Raw genomic sequence first — 16,946 nt, forward strand, 5'->3', positions numbered from 1 at the left:
TGATTTAATCTTTTGGTCCACCAGCAACATAAATGACTTGACCATTAACAAATGAAGACTGTTCGTCTGCAAAAAATGCTACTGTATTCGCAATATCAGCAGGCTTTCCACTTCTAGCAACAGGAATAGAAGCTACACTGAATTTCACCATTTCTTCAAATGAAATACCGATTCGTTCAGCTGTTTCTCTTGTCATTTCCGTTTCAATGAATCCTGGAGCTACTGCATTTACTGTAATTCCATATTTTCCAAGTTCAATTGCAAGCGTTTTTGTGAATCCTTGTAATCCTGCTTTTGCTGTTGCATAATTTGCCTGTCCACGATTCCCTAATGCCGAGGTAGATGAAACGTTTATGATTCGGCCATATTTTTTATCCACCATATATTTTTGAGCTGCACGTGAAGCATAAAATGTTCCTTTTAGATGGACATCCATTACTTGTTCCCAGTCACTATCAGTCATCTTAAATAATAAATTATCACGAATAATTCCAGCATTATTTACTAGAATATCAAGTGAGCCGAATGATGTAACAAACTCCTTCATTGCAGCTTCTACTTCATCAGCATTAACGACATCCACGACTTTTGAAAAAACTTCATAACCTTGTTCTTCTAATTCTCTCATTGTTTCACTTAGAGCTGCTTCATTTATATCTATGATTCCTACCTTAGCTTCTTCCTCAGCAAACCTTTGTGCGATACCTTTACCTATCCCTCTACTTCCACCTGTTATAAAAGCAGTTCTTCCATCAAATCTACCCGTCATAAAAAATTCCTCCCTTATTTTTATATAAATTGGCCTACTTTAACATGGCCCTTTAAAAGATTTCTAGAAATAATTAATCGTTGTATTTCATCCGTGCCATCATAAATTCTCCATAATCTAGCTTCACGATACCAGCGTTCAATTGGCAGCTCGCGTGTATACCCCATGCCACCATGAATTTGCAGAACACGATCCACCACATTATTACCTATATTCGCTCCATAAAGCTTTGCTATTGAGGCTAAATGGCGGTTATCTTCTCCCTGATCAAGCGTAAAAGCAGCATTTAATACGAGCCATTTTGCGGCTTCAATTTCTACTGCCGAATCAGCGATTTGCCACTGGATTGCTTGCCTGTCAGCAATCGGCTTTCCAAATGTCTTCCTTTCTTTAGAATAATCAATCGCCATTTGAAGTAGCCTTTCGCTAGCTCCTACAGCAGTCGCACCAACAATCCATCTAGCAAAACCAATCCATTCTAAGCCGAGCTGATAACCACCATCGACTTCTCCTAGAATGTTCTCTTTTGGAATACGTACATTATCAAACACTAATCCTGCCGGTCCCCATTCTCCCATTGTATGAATATATTCTGATTTCCAACCCATTTCCCGATCAACAATAAAGCATGTAACCCCATCTGTGCCTGTACGTTGATGCTTTTCTTTATCTGTCACAGCCATAACCATTACAAAATCTGCTTCATTTCCTCCCGTAATAAATGTCTTTTCTCCATTTATTACCCATTCATTTCCATCCTTTACGGCGGTTGTTTTTAATCCTCTTGTATCCGATCCCGCTCCAGGCTCCGTCATAGCAAAGCATGACTTCTTCTCACCATTTATTGTTGGTATCAAATACTGTTCTTTTTGATCCTCATTTCCATAATAGAGAATGTTATCTGCAGTACCACCGAATTGAAACGGGACAAAAGACTTTGAAACTTCCATTTGTACAATTGCTAGCATCATTTGACCAATATCTGCTCCCCCATATTCAGCGGGTGTATTGATCCCCCAAAATCCAGCTTCCTTTGCTTTCAATTGCAATTCATTTTGTTTTTCTTTAGATAAACTGGGCTTACCTTCCATTTCATTACGAAGGACCTCATTTTCTAAAGGTATCAATTCCTTTTCGACAAACTTTCGGATTGTTTCTTGCACCATTTTTTGTTCATCTGTCAGGCGTAAATACATTTCATGCACTCCTCTTATTTATTAATCACTTCATACCAACTAGTTGGTATGTTTAGTGTAAAATATAAGGAAAAATTCCCCCTACCTTTATTATATATATTCAAGACTGGTTTAATTTTTCCTTTAATGATTGAAAATATTTTCATCCGTTATTCAAATGGAAATATTTCTACCTCTCCATCTTCAACAATGCCTGCATCAAATTTCCATTGAAGACTTCCTACTTCGTCAATTTCATGAAGTGGAAGAACCAAATTATCCTCTGGTATATTTTTTATCCCTTCATTTACAGCTTCCATAATTGCCTTTCTGTCTTCAACTGTACCAGCAACTTTCATTGCTTCTACCAAAACATACACACTCTGATAATTTAGTGCAGATTCAGAAGTTGCGTATGGTTCACCAAAATTCTTTTTATATGTCTCTACAAATCTGTCACTTTGTTAAGTATCACTACTCTCAATAGGAAGAGAACCAATTGAACCGTTAAGCAGATCATAGCTTCCTAAGAAACCAGACATTTCCTCTAATTTTGCTTGGTCCATAATCATAAATCCACCCTCGAATCCCAATTCCTTGGCTTGTTTTATAACAAGCGCAGTAGGTTCTGAAGGTCCCCCAACAAAAAGCACATCCGGATCTTCATTTAATGCGTTGGTCATTATGGTAAAATAGTCGGTTTCCTTTGCAAAATCAATCTCAGTTTCATAGACGATTTCTCCCCCCATTTCTTCCCATACAGGAACAATTGATTCAGTCAGTCCTTACCATATTGGGAGTTTGTAGGAAGGAGTGCCATTTTACTTCCAAATTTTTCGATTTGATATCGACTAAATGGTTCTGTCCAAACATTATATTGGGGTGGGATTCCTATCATTAACTCATTCCCTTGTTCATATTGTCTTGGTTCACTTGTATATGCCATAAGAATGAAATTATCCTCTTCATTAAATTCTTGAGTGGCAAAAACTCCTCCACTGTGAGGTACCCAAACTGCTACAGGATCATTTTCCGAAACCATTCGCTTCACATTTACGCCTGTCTCATTTGGTAAATATTGATCATCAAATGCAACGATTTCAAGTTTATACGTCGTTCCATCCACTTCAAAGCCATTTTCATTAATTTCCTCAGCAGCCATCTCTAGTCCATTCATAACGTTAATTCCATATTGAGCAGCCGGGCCACTTAATGGTCCGCTGTAACCTATCTCAACAATCTCCTCTCCTTCACTTAATGTTGGAGTTTCTAGAGTTTCTGGCGCTTCTTCCGTTTCACTACTATTTTTATCCCCAGAGTCACTTGAAGACATATCTAGACAGGCTGCTAATCCGAATACAAATAGCAATAGGATTCCAAAACAAGAAATGCTTTTAAACCTCATTAATCTGCTTAATAATTTCAAACATCTTTTTTTACGCACCATGAGCAAAGTTAGGAACGTGAAGAATTCCGAATACCATTGTCAAACCTAGCGCCACCAAACTGTAAACACTGCCATTAGAAAGCCCGTTTAATAATTGCTGGAGAAATAAATCCATCATTTTCCCTCCTCTTTTTTCTATTTACTGTTGGGGTAATAATTTTTGAATGTAATTTTCTAATTTATAACAAGTGCTTACTCACGAATAACATCTCTAATGTTTGTAGTCGCTAAATATTAAGCGCACCACCATCAATTACAAGTGTTTCTCCTGTAATAAAGGAAGCTTCATCTGAAGCAAGGAATAATACAGCATTCGCTATTTCTTCCGGTTGTCCGATTCTTTTTAAAGCGTTATTTGTAGATAAAACTGGCCATTTATCCGTCTTTCTCCAGTCATCAACCATACTTGTTTCAATTATTCCTGGTGCAATGGCATTGATTCGTATATTCTTCCTCCCAAATTCAGTTGCTGTCGATTTAGTAAGTGCAATAACACTGCTTTTTGATGCCGAATATGCCGCAACTAACTTTTGCCCTTTTATGCCTGCAATACTTGCTGTATTTATAATTGAACCTCCCGACTTCATATGCGGAATGGCATATTTCATACCAAGAAATACACCTGTTATATTTATATCCATAACTTTCTTCCATTCCTCAAATGAAACATCGGGCAATTTTTTCTCTACACTATTTACTCCAGCATTATTAAACATAATATCGAGCCGTTCATACTTAGCAATCGTTTCTTGAATCATATTTTGTACTGCATGATCATTAGTTACGTCAGTCTTTATACAATTAGCTTCTCCATTTTCCTTTCTTATTAGATTTACGGTTTCACATGCAGTCTTTTCATTTAAATCAACGACGACCACCCTTGCTCCTTCCCTTGCAAATCGAATCGCTGTTGCCTTACCGATATCTCCACCGCCACCGGTAATGATTGCAACTTTGTTTTTTAAGCGCATAGACTTCCCCCCTTAATATCTGGATTGTTAAACCTATTTATTAAATAAGTGGCCTCATGGCTTAACAATCAATTTCCCATACGTCTTCCTATCGGCTAAAATTTCTAATGCGTCTGGAACTTCTCTAAAATCATACGCTTGATATATTAATGGGCAAATCGATTTTTCATCGTAAAGTCGCATTAAGTCTGCATGGATTTCCCTTACTTTACTAGGGTGTAACCGTGCAAATAATCCCCAATGCACACCAACAATTGAATAGTTTTTAATGAGTGCATGGTTTACAGGTGCTTCAGGTATGCGTCCACCAGCAAAACCGATTACTAACAAACGTCCATCAAATGCAATACATTTACGTGATCTATCAAACACGTCTGCTCCTACTGGGTCATAGATAACATCTGCTCCACGCCCGTTAGTCTCACTTTTCACAACCTCTACAAAATCATCCATTATATAATCAATAGCTATGTCCGCTCCAAGATTTTTACATATCTGGACTTTATCAGGACCACCGGCAGTTGCTATTACTTTTGCCCCCCTTGCCTTACCAAGTTGGATAGCTGCTGATCCTACTCCACCCGCACCGGCATGCACCAAAAGTACCTCCCCTTTTTGGAGATTACCTCGGTAATATAACCCATAATAAGAAGTTTGATAGGTTATGAACATTGCAACAGCATCCGTTGCAGCCATTGAATCTACAATAGGATAAACAGATTCCTCTGGAACACTCACCCATTCAGATAACCCTCCATCCGGTAATGGAGGAGTTGCGATCACACGTTGCCCCACTTTTAACTGAGTGTTTTTTCCAATTTCACGAATTACTCCTGAAATCTCCGCTCCTGGCGTAAATGGGATTGGGGGCTTTTCCTGATACTTTCCCTGACAAAGTAATATATCAAAAAAATTAAGTGAAGAGGCTTCTACTTCAATCAGTATTTCACCTTCCTGAATAGACGGTCGTGAATGGTCTTGCAATTCTAATACTTCTCGTGGATTACCTAATTTCGTTACCTTCCAATTACGCATTAAAATTCCTCCTTCTTCGCTCCTTCATCCTATATTTCGAATTTAAAAAAATCGTTTTCCAAAATAATTATACTAAACGTATAGTTTGCTTATAAAATGCATTTATAGACGGTATATTCAGCCTATTCACTTTGGATTTTATCTCTCAATACTTAAAACCCTGTCTGCCAATTAGCAAGTCTACGTTCACTCATGGATCCATTTTTCATGCAGGCATATTCTAATGTTTGAGAAAGAAACTTTCTTGTGTCTCTTGGATCGATGATATCGTCAATAAGATGTTTCCCTGCTGCTTTATATGGGGAACTGTCGAAACTCCATGATTCTAATAATTTTAATCGTTCCTCTTTCGCATTTTGCGATTGTTGAAGGTCACGGCCATAAACAACATTTATACCAACTTCAGGGCCAGTAAAATTTATCTCGGCTGTTGGCCAAGCAACTACAAAATCAGCCCCCATTGTTGGGCCGCACATATTCCCATAAGCGGCACCAATACTCTTTCGAATAACAATTGAAATTTTAGGTACTGTTGACTGCGCAAGAGCTTGATTCCACATCATAATCTTTGTAGGCATCTTTAATTTTTCAGCTTCACCGGATACTCTAAACCCCGGAATATCATGTAAGAAAACAAGTGGAATATGGTAAGAATCACAAAGACAAATAAATTCAGTCGCCTTTTCACATTCCTTAGGGCCTGCTGCGCCCGCGTATTTCAATGGTTGATTTGCGATAATACCTACTACTTTTCCATTAATACGAGCAAAAACAGTTATAAGCGCAGTTCCATATAAAGATTTTAATTCGAAGTAATTCCCATCATCAACAATTTGACGAATAACCTTTTTCATATCATAGGCACGTTGTCGTCTAGTCGGTACGAGATTAACAATCTCATCAAGTCTTCTATATGGATCATCTTTTGTCTCTTTAACCGGCGGCTCTTCACTTGAATGTAGTGGCATATAACTTAAATATTCCTTCATTTCCTGTATAGAGTCTTCCTCACTCGTAACAAAGCGATCTACTTGCCCAGTATAATTTGCATGAATTTCCCAACCACCGAGGGCTTCATTTGAAATCTTTTCACCTGTAGCGACTTCCAACATACGTGGCCCCGCTACTGCCATCGCGCTTCCTTTTACTTGTGTTACAAAATCTGATGTTACAGCTGTCCATGTTGGGCCGCCAAAGCTATCTCCTAAAATTGCAGTTATTAATGGAACTTTACGATTGTGGAGCAAAAGTTCTTGCGGAAACAACATCTGGCTTATCCCGTCAGACCCCATACCATCAGGCATCCTTAAGCCTCCACCTTCCATTAAATTCAATAACGGAAATCCGCGCTTAACGGCAAATTGATGTGCTGCCTTTGATTTACGAAAATAAACCATTCCTTCCGTTCCAGCAAGAACTGTTTTATCAGCTGCCTGCAATACAACTGGCCTTCCTTCTACTTTACCTAAACCCGTAATTATTCCATCACCAGCACTTTTCTCTTCAGAACCTAATTGGTCCGAATGGGCAAGTAATCCTATTTCTAAAAATGTATCCGGATCGACAAGCTTTTCTATTCGCTCTCTAGCAGTTAAATGACCATGTTTATGCAATCTTTCAAGCTTTTCTTTTCCACCCCCATACTTTGCTTGCTCTTTTCGCTCCCATAATTCCTCTATCATCCCGTCCATATAATTTCTCCTTCTTCGTTATAGTCCATTTATTTATCTATCCTCTATTAAAAGTCTGCGTAGAACTTTACCAGAACTTGTTGCTGGTAAGCTATCAAGGAATTCTACATCACGCGGGTACTTATATGCTGCCATTTTTTCCTTTGACCATTTAATGATATCCCTTTCACTAACTTTTCCTTTATAAGCAGGATTCAATACAATGTAAGCTTTTACACTCTCTCCTCTATTTTTATCAGGCACACCGATAGCCGCTACTTGTAAAATTGCCTCATGATCATTCAATAAAGCTTCAACATCTTCAGGAAAGACACTATACCCTGATGATTTAATCATTTCTTTTACCCGACCATTAAAATATAGAAATCCTTCCTCATCAAGCATCCCAATATCACCTGTAAACACCCAACCATCTTTTAGTGTTTCCTTTGTTGCGTCTGGTCGATTTAAATAACCTTTAAATACTCCAGGATTTTTTATAACAATTTCTCCTTGAACTCCTGGTGGTAAGTCTTCACCTGTTTCTATATCTACAATACGTATTTCTGTATCATACGTAGCAATACCACAAGTTCCAAATTTAATATTTTCAATCGGCATAAATGTATCACATGTATGTGTTTCACTTAATCCGTAAGAAGCTTCTAAAAGTACACAGCCTCCAGTGACTTTCTCCCAAGCTTCGGCTAGGTTTTGATCCACTTTCGTTCCAAAACTTGTTGCGAAGTTTAGTTCAAGTGATGTTAAATTCCTCTGTTCAATCTCTGGGAAATTAAGAATAGCAGCATTCATTGTAGCGACCGTATATAATTTATTTACTTTATAATCTTCAATTGCCTTTACAGCTGTTTCTACATCGAAACGCGTCAGCAAAATACATGATAAAGAATTATAAACAGGAAGATTAACTCCCATCACCATGCCAGCAATATGACAAAGGGGTGCAACTGCCAACGTAATATCTGATTGTTTCATTTGATATCCTTGAGCTGTTGCGGCTGTTTTAAACAGAGCATTCCCATATGTGAGCATCGCTGCTTTTGGCCTTCCCGTTGTTCCAGAGGTAAAAACCATCAAGCCAACATCTTCCCATATATCAATCTGTTCAGTCTCTGAAATTGGATTATTTGATTGTATTTCTTCTAGTAAATCGAAATTACTATTAAGTTTCTTTTTTTCAATTTTTAATTCGTCTGGTAATGGTAATGTTTTCGCCTCAGGAAGGAAATCTGTATAATGAGTAGTTATGATAAATTGGAGCGAGGTCGTCTGCTGTTTTACTGCTTCTACTTGTTCATACAATTCCTGAGCCGAAATGATAGCCTTAATTTCAGCTTCATTAATAAAATAGAGGAGCTCTGCTTCCTTGTACATTGGGCTCAATGGCACGACTATTGCACCAATCATTTGAATTGCATAATGACAGATCAGATATTGGGGACAGTTCTGCATATATAATGCAATTCGATCGCCCTTTGAAACATCCTCCCCTTTAAGAAACTGTGCAAATCGGCGGGAATTATCACTTAGTTGTTGCCAAGTAATATTGTTTCCGTAATAAGTATAGGCAGTTTGTTGTGGATGGTTAATCGCGTTTTGTAGCAAATATTCATGTAATGGTTTCTCACCTAGACGATAGTGCAATGTTTCCTGCATATCACTTGGCCAGCTTTTCTTTAAAATGGATTTCATTTGCTCTACCTCCTGGTATAAGAGTCCTGTCTGAAAGTAACCCCTTCTTCAATCCCACGGTAGCATCCCAGTAAGCTATAACGATTCATTGTTCATTACATCCTATTTTTTCTATTACTGATTTGTAGATAATAAAATTTCATTCACAAAATTATTGATATTAAATCCCTCCACATTTGCATTTCATATCATCGTTTCAAACCGTCTCTTCTCTAATTTGCCGTCTTAAAATCTTGCCAACAGCTGTTTTAGGTAATTCCTTTCTAAACTCAATAATCCGCGGTACTTTATAAGCTGACAAATTCTTTTTACAGAAAGCAATTAATTCTTCCTCATCACATTTCATCCCATCTTTCAAGACGATTACAGCTTTCACTGTTTCTCCTCGGTAAGAATCAGGAACCCCTATAGCGACAGCTTCTTGGACTGCGGGATGTTGATAAATAACTTCTTCCACATCGCGAGGGTACACATTATACCCGCTTGCGATAATTAAGTCCTTTTTACGATCAACAATAAACAGATAGCCTCCTTCATCCATATAAGCAATATCTCCTGTGTAGAGCCAACCATCGCGAAGTACATTCTCTGTCTCTTCAGGCATATTCCAGTACCCTTTCATTACTTGTGGTCCTTTAATAATAACCTCGCCAATTTCACCGGGTGGAAGCTCTTTCGAACCCTCTTCTAAATCAACAATTTTATAATCCGTAGAAGGTACTCCAATACCAACACTCCCAGGTTTTCTATTACCGAAGGACGGATTACAATGTGTTGTTGGTGAGGTTTCTGTGAGACCATATCCTTCTAATATTTTCGCACCGGTTTTTTCTTGGAATTTCTTTAATAACTCTACCGGCATTGGTGCACTACCACTATTACAAGTACGAATACTATCCAGACCATATGCTTCTACATCTGGATGGTTGATTAATGCAATATACATAGTAGGTACTCCAGGAAATGATGTTGGTTTGGTCTCCTTTATTGTTTGTAGGACTTCCTGAATTTCAAATTTAGGCAATAATATGCTTTTTGCACCTATAAAGATTGAAAGATTCATCGCTGAAGTCATTCCATACACATGGAAAAGTGGTATTGCAGTTAGAGTCCGCTCTTTTCCTAGTTCCATAGTATCTCGAAAGTACTCGTATGTTTGTAATACATTTGCAAATAAATTTCGATGGGTCAACATTGCCCCTTTTGAACGTCCCGTAGTTCCGCCTGTATATTGTAAAACTGCTATATCCTCAGATGGATTGAAGGCAACTTCGACTGGTAATTGCTCTGCTCTTTTCAAAAAGCTGTTAAATTCAATTGCTACACTGTCCCTCGTATCTTTACCTTCAAAATTAACTGTAATTATTCGTTTAACAGATGTATTTTCAATAATAGACCTCAAAACCGGTAGTAAATGTTCATAAATTATAATCGTTTCAGCATCTGAATCATTTAAAATGTATTCCAACTCTTTTTCTACAAGCATTGGGTTCAGCTGTGTTACGATACCACCAGCTTGTAATATTCCATAATAACTAATGACATATTGTGGACAATTCGGGAGCATAATTGCTACCCTTTCTCCTTGCTCAAACGCTTCTTGTTGAAGTGCGGCAGTAAAAGAATCTACCAACTCCCCTAACCTTTTATAGGTCATCTCATTTCCATAGAAATATAGGGCCGGGTTGTCACCATAATGGGTGATGGACTTCTTTAGGATTTCGGTTATTGGTTCGTCAGGTATACTAATTTCCTTTCTTATATAATCCGGATAATGTTTTAGCCATACTTTATCCATGAACAAATACCCCCTAAAAATTACTATGCAAGCGCTTACTATATAACATCTAGTACTAGTCATTCCGCCTCTATCATCCTATGTTTCTAAATAAAACATTTGCTTAATAATTTCTTCTGAGATACCCCGTGATTTTAAATCTGGTATAATATTTTCAAAAATGTGAGTCGGATACCAATCTTTTACTAATGTTGCAGTGTCGTCGTTCATTTCCAATGGACGCCCTAGCCAGTAATTAATGGAATCATGGGAGAGCATGATTTGTTTTTCATACCCCTCTTCAAGTAACTTTATAAGCGTATTTATACGCTCTTCATCCATTGGAGCTCCAACCAGTTTTTGAATTCCAAATCGATCAAAACCAATTTTTACTCCAGTTTTTAAAGTATCTCTTTGATAATCAATATTTGTATTGCCACACATATGACCGATAATAATTTTAGATGGTTCTACTCCTAATTCAATAAGCAATCTAGCCTGCTCAGGTCCCATTGTCCCCATCTGCGTATGCGTAATAATTCGAATACCTGTTTCTTTATGCACCTCTGCTGCTATATCGAAAAACATTTTTTCATACGGGGTGATTTCATCCTTACTTGAAGCAAGCTTAATTATTCCTGGTTTAATATCAGTCCCTGCTATACCTTCGTTGATCTCCGTCATGAACATTTCATAAATATCCTTTTTCGCCGTTCCTAACGAATCGCGAAACTTAAAATAGGTTGTAGCCCCTTCCCCTTCATAATAATAGCCAGTAGAACAAACTATCTGAATCCCTGTAGCCTCAGATATTTGTTTTAATAGTTCAGGATTTCTACCACATTCATTGGGGGTTGGATCTACAACTGTTTTAATTCCATACTTCTTAACAGCATTTGCAGCCTTTGTTCCCGCACTTAACGCTTCGTCTGCATTAATGGGACCATTCGTTACATCACCACTGTATCCTGGATAGCCAAATATAAAATGTTCATGGATTAATGTCTTTCCCATATCTTCGACAGGAATCTTACCTGTGACCGTTTCAATCCATTCGCCCAAACCTATCAACTCCTTAAAGGATTTAAAATAATAGATTCTGTTAGCTTTTCTCTTGTAATTCTCTCCATAATATTTTTCCACTTGAAGTTGTTGGAAAGCTTTCGACAAACTCAATAATACGTGGATATTTATACGCTGCCATTTGACTTTTCGACCATTCTATAATTTCATCTTCCTTTATTTTACCGATAAAATCAGTCTTCAATATGATAAAGGCTTTTACAGTTTCTCCACGCTTTTTATCTGGAGCACTTACTACACATGCCTGTTCAACGGCTGGATGCTTATATAAGATAGCTTCTACTTCTGTCGGCCATATTTTAAATCCTGAAGCATTTATCATTCGCTTTAATCGATCCACAATAAAAAAGTACCCTTCTTCATCCATTTTCACAATATCACCTGTTCGAAAAAACTGTTTTCCATCTATCTCTATATGTGATACCTTATTCTCATCCTCTCGATTGTAATAGCCGGAAAAGACTTGGGGCCCATTGACCACAAGCTCTCCTAGTTCATGAGGTCCAACCTCACTTCCCGTAGCTAGGTCTATTACTCTAGCATCCACATCAAATGAAGGGATTCCCAAGCATTGTAATTTAGGACGATTTGGTGGATTGAAGTGCGTATGTGATATGGTCTCTGTCAGACCGTATCCCTCATAATAACGAAGACCTGTTCTCTCATACAATTGTTCTCCTACTGCTTCCGGAAGCGGTGCTCCTCCACCTCCTATTACTTGTAAGGAAGATAAGCTATAACTATTCATATTTGGATTTGATAAAAAGTCTATTAACATCGTGCTTATATTAATCCAATGTGTACAACCATGTCTCTCCATTTCCTTCGCTGCATAATCACGATTCCAACGGGTCATCATCACGATCGTACTACCTGATTGAATAGGGGCAAGTGCACTGTGAATTAACCCTGTTACATGAAATAATGGTAGAGTTAACAATGGAATCGCATCAGCTGTCATATTCATCCATAGGCTTGCTCCTACAGTATTTGCCTGAATTGTTCTATTGGGGTGAATACATCCTTTCGGCATCCCTGTTGTTCCAGACGTATAGGGAATCATTGCTACATCATCTTCTAAGCCATCATATTCATCTATTTGATAGGTTTCACTTAAAGCATCTTTCCAAAAAATAACATTAGATAGCTTTTGATTATTATTCGCAAGATTAGGTTTGAAATCATTATTCTCGTTATACTCACCTGAGTATTCGGAATACGAAGTTACTATGATATTATTCAAGGAAGTTTCTTTTATTAATGGGACTATATTGTCATACAATTCCTCCCCAATAATTGCATAATTAATATTGCAATCCTTCACATAAAACGCTAAGTCCTGTGTCGTGCTCATCGGATTAATTGGAACAACTACAGCCCGTAGGCGCAAAATAGCAAAGAAGCTTATGAGGTATTGTGGAGAATTCTGCATAAACAACAATACTTTCTCTTGCTTTTCTACCCCTAATTTCTTTTTTAAATACCCAGCAAGTATCTCGACTTCCTCAAGTAGCTCTGTATACGTAATACTTCTTCCATAATAATGTATGGCAATTTTATCAGGATATTTTTTTGTTGAAATGACTAGGTTATCATATATGGTTGTCTTCGGTATTGTTAAACTTTTAGATAAACGAGGCGGCCAAAACTTAAAATGATTTTTATTCATGTATAGACTCCTCCTCTTTAGCTATTGCATGAAATTATCTTTACTACGGAAGTAACACAAGCTTTCCTTTTGTTTCTCTTCCCTGCAACTTCCTATGAACTTTGGCAGCGTCGCTTAATGGATAAGTTCCGCCAATTGTGAGTACTAATTCACCGTTATTCATATACTCTAGTAGTTCCTGTAAGCTCTTTTGATACAAAGCAGGTTTACTCATTATCTGTGGTAGGAAAAATCCAATAATTGATTGATTACGTCGCATTAAAATTCTTGGATCAAATTCTGACTGTTCACCGCTCGCTGCGCCATAAATGACGAGCCTACCAAAAGCGGCCAAGCATTTCACTGTTTTATTAAAAACCTCTCCCCCTACCATTTCTAGAGCTAAATCAACACCTTTACCATCTGTTAATTCACGGATTTCCTTCTCCCATCCATCTTCTGAATAATTAACAGTGTAGTTCGCTCCCATCTCCTTTGCAAAAGCTAATTTCTCCTTCGTACTTGCCGTTGCGATCACTTTTTTTGCTCCTATTTTTTTGGCAAGCTGTACTGCAATAGAGCCGACTCCTCCCGCAGCTGCGTGAACAAGCACTGTTTCTCCTTCTTCCAATCTCCCCATTGTTTTCAAAATATGATAAGCACTTAACCCTTGTAGTGGTAATGCAACAGCTCTTTCGAAAGACACATCTTTAGGAATAGGAATTAGCTGACTCGGATGCACAACAGCATATTCCGCATACCCTCCTGAACCGATTAACGTTACAACTCGCATTCCTTCCTTTATATCTTGGACATTTTTTCCAACCTTCTTTACTACCCCTGCGATTTCTGCGCCTGGAACAAATGGTAACGGTGTCGGTACAACATAATTACCTTCCCTCCTGGCGGTATCAGCATAATTCACACCAATAGCTTTTACTTCAATTAATACTTCATCTTGACTAAATGCTGGTATTTCCATCTCGATGAGTTCCAACACATCGGGACCACCAAATTCTTTAAATTGAATTCCTTTCATCATTCCACTTTCCTCCCGATTCTCACTCATTATTTTCCCTTACAAGTTTCCATTTTTTCCAAACAAATTATTTTCTTTTCCAATAGTATGGGTATAATCGATGATTCACCTTGTTTGCTAACAAATGCTAGATCTTGTTGGAGTTCGTGGGAGTGTAGCATTTGGCCAACTCTTGATTCACTTAGAACATTATAGGCTTCATGGGATAAATTTTGATAGAATATTCTAGATGCTAATGCGCTATCCGTTAATTCAATATTATTTAAACCATACTCTTTTACCAATTGCTCAATAAAATAACCAGCCCCATAAAAATCTTCAAGACAAAATTGATTCGATGATCCAGAGCAAACGACAATTATTGTCTCATTATCATAGGTCTTTATAATCTGTTTACTTACAGCCTCTCCATTTAACAAGGAAGCAATATAAACCTCTTTCGCTGGAGCTGATTGCCGTATCGCAACGGTTCCATTCGTAGTAGATAGTAAGACTGTTTTATTCTTTACATGTTCTTCTAATCTTGATGGGGCTGGGCTTAAAAAACCATCAATTGTAATACCGTCATATTCCCCAACGAGGGCAACATCCTCTGTTTTATAACCCTTAGCCATAAGAATTGCTTCTTCCCCATTCATTACAGGGATTACTTCTTTTGCACCAAATTGCAAACATGAAATGATTGTGGAGGTTGCCAGTAATACATCAAACACAACTGCAATTTTATCGTCACTCATTTGTACCGTATCTATTTCTTCCTTTTTGAGAAGCAAATGAACTTTCAACGAATCACAGCCCCCTCGCAGAATCCAATGCATATTGAATTAAAGTTTCTGTATATTGATCTAGCTGAGCAAATCTTGGATCACTCGTCTGTCCCTTAAAGTACCGATAATAAATTTGTTGACATATTACCGCTAGTTTAAAGTAAGCAAAAGTAAGGTAAAAATTAATCATTGATACGTCACGACCGCTCCTATTTGCGTAATGTTCCGAAAATTCTTCTCGAGTAAAAAATCCCCCCCATGTTGTTACAGATGCTTTTCCTAACCCTGTTTTCAATTGTTCAGGATCATCTGGCTGTGTCCAATACGATAAAGCAACACCTAAATCTGCAAGGGGATCACCGACAGTTGTCATCTCCCAATCAAACAAACCAATCATTTCACTAAAGTCCTCAGAAAACATTGCATTATTTAGTTTATAATCATAATGAATAATTGTCGGTTTAGGTGAAGATGGAATACTTTTCTGCATCCAATTTGTTAATTCTTTGAGTCCAGAAATCTCACTTGTCTTTGCGTTATCATAACGCTTAATCCAACCAGCTACTTGACGCTCCATGAATCCATCTGGTTTTGTGATATGCACTAATTCTGTTTTTTTATAATCAATACGATGTAATTCAACTAATCTTTCAACCATTAATTTTGAAATTTTCTTTCCTAATTGCTCGTCATAAGTTACCCCTTCAGGAAAAGTTGAATCAAGAACTATGCCTTTTCTGCGTTCCATGATAAAAAAAGGGCTTCCCACAACTTCCTCATTTTTCGAAAAGTGATAAGGTTTTGGTGCTGTTGGGTATAATGGATATAAACTAGATAATATCTTGTATTCCCTTTCCATATCATGAGCTTTTGGAGCAACCGGTCCAAGGGGAGGTCGTCGTAATACTGCCTCCCACGCTCCTATTCGCAATAGATAGGTAAGGTTAGATGCTCCTGCACCGAATTGTTCAATTTCTAATTCTCCACTTGGAACTTCAGGCATCTTTTCCCGAATATAATGATAAAGTGTTTTCCTATCCAGCTCTTCACCTTTTCTAACAGGCATTGTGTCTCTATATAAAGATTTCACCTATCTATCTCCTCTCACGACACTGCTCATTATGCAGCTTCTTAGCAATATGTCGGGACTTTCGTTTGCATACTATCCGGTCAGCATGCAAAGCATATTCTATTAGTAAATAGTATAAATGAAATTTGTAGAGCCAAAGTTACAATACTACTTTTCTATACCAGTTAGTATCATTTTAGAATAAATGGATACCAATTGTTCTGGCGTTACTTCACCTTCTGTTTTATACCAATTATAACTCCAGTTTGTTATCCCAACTATTCCAAATGAAATCATATCTGGACGTAAATCATCTCTAATTTCCCCATGTTTAATTCCTTCCTCAACAATACTTTCAATATTTAAGCGGAATTGTTTACGCTTCTCTTTGATTATTTTAATGTGCTTTTCGGATAAATGTCGCATCTCACGGAAAAAGACACGAGCACTTGAACCATTTTCAACAATGTCTGTAATTATTAAACGAATAATTTCAATTAATTGGTCTTTATATGATGTGTAACTTCTGTTTATAATTTCATACTGAGCTTCTAATAATTTTGTTATATATTCCTCATGAATATCCATTAATAATTGCTCTTTACTAGAATAGTAGTAATAAAATGTACCTTTTGTAACATCTAGTTCATCCACTATATCTTGAATGGAAGTGGTACTAAAGCCCTTTTTTTCAAATAATAAAATACTTTGTTTTACAATTTCACTTTTCATTTGTCTGACCTCGCAAGTTTATAATTTTGTTACTCTTAACTTACCACAAGG

General features: G+C 37.4%; 16 protein-coding genes and 1 pseudogene. All 17 read right to left on the bottom strand.

Going from position 1 to position 16,946, the window contains the following annotated elements:
* Positions 1-4: 4 nt before the first annotated feature.
* Entirely contained in the window at positions 5-769 is a 765-nt protein-coding gene (fabG, locus tag L3V42_RS01690; protein WP_235762069.1) for a 3-oxoacyl-ACP reductase FabG, read from the bottom strand.
* Positions 770-789: 20 nt separating this feature from the next.
* Complete coding sequence (locus L3V42_RS01695; protein WP_235762068.1) at positions 790-1,965, bottom strand: acyl-CoA dehydrogenase family protein; 1,176 nt, start codon at positions 1,963-1,965, stop codon at positions 790-792.
* A gap of 149 nt (positions 1,966-2,114) precedes the next feature.
* A complete protein-coding gene (locus L3V42_RS01700; RefSeq protein WP_235762067.1) occupies positions 2,115-2,315 on the bottom strand; it encodes a hypothetical protein in 201 nt (66 codons plus the stop codon).
* Between the two features lie 93 nt (positions 2,316-2,408).
* Complete coding sequence (locus tag L3V42_RS18230; RefSeq protein ID WP_255770848.1) at positions 2,409-2,693, bottom strand: type 1 periplasmic-binding domain-containing protein; 285 nt, start codon at positions 2,691-2,693, stop codon at positions 2,409-2,411.
* A 29-nt stretch (positions 2,694-2,722) separates the two neighbouring features.
* The gene (locus L3V42_RS18235; RefSeq protein ID WP_255770846.1) at positions 2,723-3,277 is read right to left on the bottom strand and encodes an ABC transporter substrate-binding protein; all 555 of its coding nucleotides are present in this window, start codon (positions 3,275-3,277) and stop codon (positions 2,723-2,725) included.
* A gap of 106 nt (positions 3,278-3,383) precedes the next feature.
* Positions 3,384-3,506: pseudogene (locus tag L3V42_RS01710) on the bottom strand (ABC transporter permease subunit); the annotation flags it as partial.
* Positions 3,507-3,618: 112 nt separating this feature from the next.
* Positions 3,619-4,362: an SDR family NAD(P)-dependent oxidoreductase gene (locus L3V42_RS01715; RefSeq protein ID WP_235762066.1), complete on the bottom strand. Its 744-nt coding sequence runs from the start codon at positions 4,360-4,362 to the stop codon at positions 3,619-3,621.
* A 54-nt stretch (positions 4,363-4,416) separates the two neighbouring features.
* Positions 4,417-5,397 (bottom strand): NADPH:quinone oxidoreductase family protein, encoded by a 981-nt coding sequence (locus L3V42_RS01720; protein WP_235762065.1) that lies wholly within the window; start codon positions 5,395-5,397, stop codon positions 4,417-4,419.
* Positions 5,398-5,549: 152 nt separating this feature from the next.
* Positions 5,550-7,088, bottom strand: a complete 1,539-nt coding sequence (locus L3V42_RS01725; RefSeq protein WP_235762064.1) for an acyl-CoA carboxylase subunit beta — start codon at positions 7,086-7,088, stop codon at positions 5,550-5,552.
* Between the two features lie 33 nt (positions 7,089-7,121).
* Entirely contained in the window at positions 7,122-8,780 is a 1,659-nt protein-coding gene (locus tag L3V42_RS01730) for an AMP-binding protein (RefSeq protein ID WP_235762063.1), read from the bottom strand.
* A 196-nt stretch (positions 8,781-8,976) separates the two neighbouring features.
* The gene (locus L3V42_RS01735) at positions 8,977-10,578 is read right to left on the bottom strand and encodes a long-chain-fatty-acid--CoA ligase (protein WP_305082614.1); all 1,602 of its coding nucleotides are present in this window, start codon (positions 10,576-10,578) and stop codon (positions 8,977-8,979) included.
* A 78-nt stretch (positions 10,579-10,656) separates the two neighbouring features.
* The gene (locus tag L3V42_RS01740; RefSeq protein ID WP_235762061.1) at positions 10,657-11,619 is read right to left on the bottom strand and encodes a phosphotriesterase family protein; all 963 of its coding nucleotides are present in this window, start codon (positions 11,617-11,619) and stop codon (positions 10,657-10,659) included.
* Positions 11,620-11,659: 40 nt separating this feature from the next.
* Positions 11,660-13,309: a long-chain-fatty-acid--CoA ligase gene (locus tag L3V42_RS01745; RefSeq protein ID WP_235762060.1), complete on the bottom strand. Its 1,650-nt coding sequence runs from the start codon at positions 13,307-13,309 to the stop codon at positions 11,660-11,662.
* A 43-nt stretch (positions 13,310-13,352) separates the two neighbouring features.
* Entirely contained in the window at positions 13,353-14,327 is a 975-nt protein-coding gene (locus tag L3V42_RS01750; RefSeq protein ID WP_235762123.1) for a quinone oxidoreductase family protein, read from the bottom strand.
* A gap of 29 nt (positions 14,328-14,356) precedes the next feature.
* Positions 14,357-15,112, bottom strand: a complete 756-nt coding sequence (locus L3V42_RS01755; protein WP_235762059.1) for a 2-phosphosulfolactate phosphatase — start codon at positions 15,110-15,112, stop codon at positions 14,357-14,359.
* Positions 15,113-15,116: 4 nt separating this feature from the next.
* Entirely contained in the window at positions 15,117-16,160 is a 1,044-nt protein-coding gene (locus L3V42_RS01760) for a phosphotransferase family protein (RefSeq protein WP_235762122.1), read from the bottom strand.
* A 171-nt stretch (positions 16,161-16,331) separates the two neighbouring features.
* Positions 16,332-16,895: a TetR/AcrR family transcriptional regulator gene (locus tag L3V42_RS01765; protein ID WP_188856111.1), complete on the bottom strand. Its 564-nt coding sequence runs from the start codon at positions 16,893-16,895 to the stop codon at positions 16,332-16,334.
* Positions 16,896-16,946 lie beyond the last annotated feature (51 nt).

This window comes from Oceanobacillus alkalisoli (assembly GCF_022213125.1).
Lineage (GTDB): Bacteria > Bacillota > Bacilli > Bacillales > Amphibacillaceae > Oceanobacillus > Oceanobacillus alkalisoli.

Coding starts and splice junctions, on each gene's coding strand:
- fabG (WP_235762069.1), bottom strand. CDS start 769: ATGACGGGTAGATTTGATGGAAGAACTGCTTTTATAACAGGTGGAAGT.
- L3V42_RS01695 (WP_235762068.1), bottom strand. CDS start 1,965: ATGTATTTACGCCTGACAGATGAACAAAAAATGGTGCAAGAAACAATC.
- L3V42_RS18230 (WP_255770848.1), bottom strand. CDS start 2,693: ATGGGGGGAGAAATCGTCTATGAAACTGAGATTGATTTTGCAAAGGAA.
- L3V42_RS18235 (WP_255770846.1), bottom strand. CDS start 3,277: ATGTCTTCAAGTGACTCTGGGGATAAAAATAGTAGTGAAACGGAAGAA.
- L3V42_RS01715 (WP_235762066.1), bottom strand. CDS start 4,362: ATGCGCTTAAAAAACAAAGTTGCAATCATTACCGGTGGCGGTGGAGAT.
- L3V42_RS01720 (WP_235762065.1), bottom strand. CDS start 5,397: ATGCGTAATTGGAAGGTAACGAAATTAGGTAATCCACGAGAAGTATTA.
- L3V42_RS01725 (WP_235762064.1), bottom strand. CDS start 7,088: ATGGACGGGATGATAGAGGAATTATGGGAGCGAAAAGAGCAAGCAAAG.
- L3V42_RS01730 (WP_235762063.1), bottom strand. CDS start 8,780: ATGAAATCCATTTTAAAGAAAAGCTGGCCAAGTGATATGCAGGAAACA.
- L3V42_RS01735 (WP_305082614.1), bottom strand. CDS start 10,578: ATGGATAAAGTATGGCTAAAACATTATCCGGATTATATAAGAAAGGAA.
- L3V42_RS01745 (WP_235762060.1), bottom strand. CDS start 13,309: ATGAATAAAAATCATTTTAAGTTTTGGCCGCCTCGTTTATCTAAAAGT.
- L3V42_RS01750 (WP_235762123.1), bottom strand. CDS start 14,327: ATGAAAGGAATTCAATTTAAAGAATTTGGTGGTCCCGATGTGTTGGAA.
- L3V42_RS01760 (WP_235762122.1), bottom strand. CDS start 16,160: ATGCCTGTTAGAAAAGGTGAAGAGCTGGATAGGAAAACACTTTATCAT.
- L3V42_RS01765 (WP_188856111.1), bottom strand. CDS start 16,895: ATGAAAAGTGAAATTGTAAAACAAAGTATTTTATTATTTGAAAAAAAG.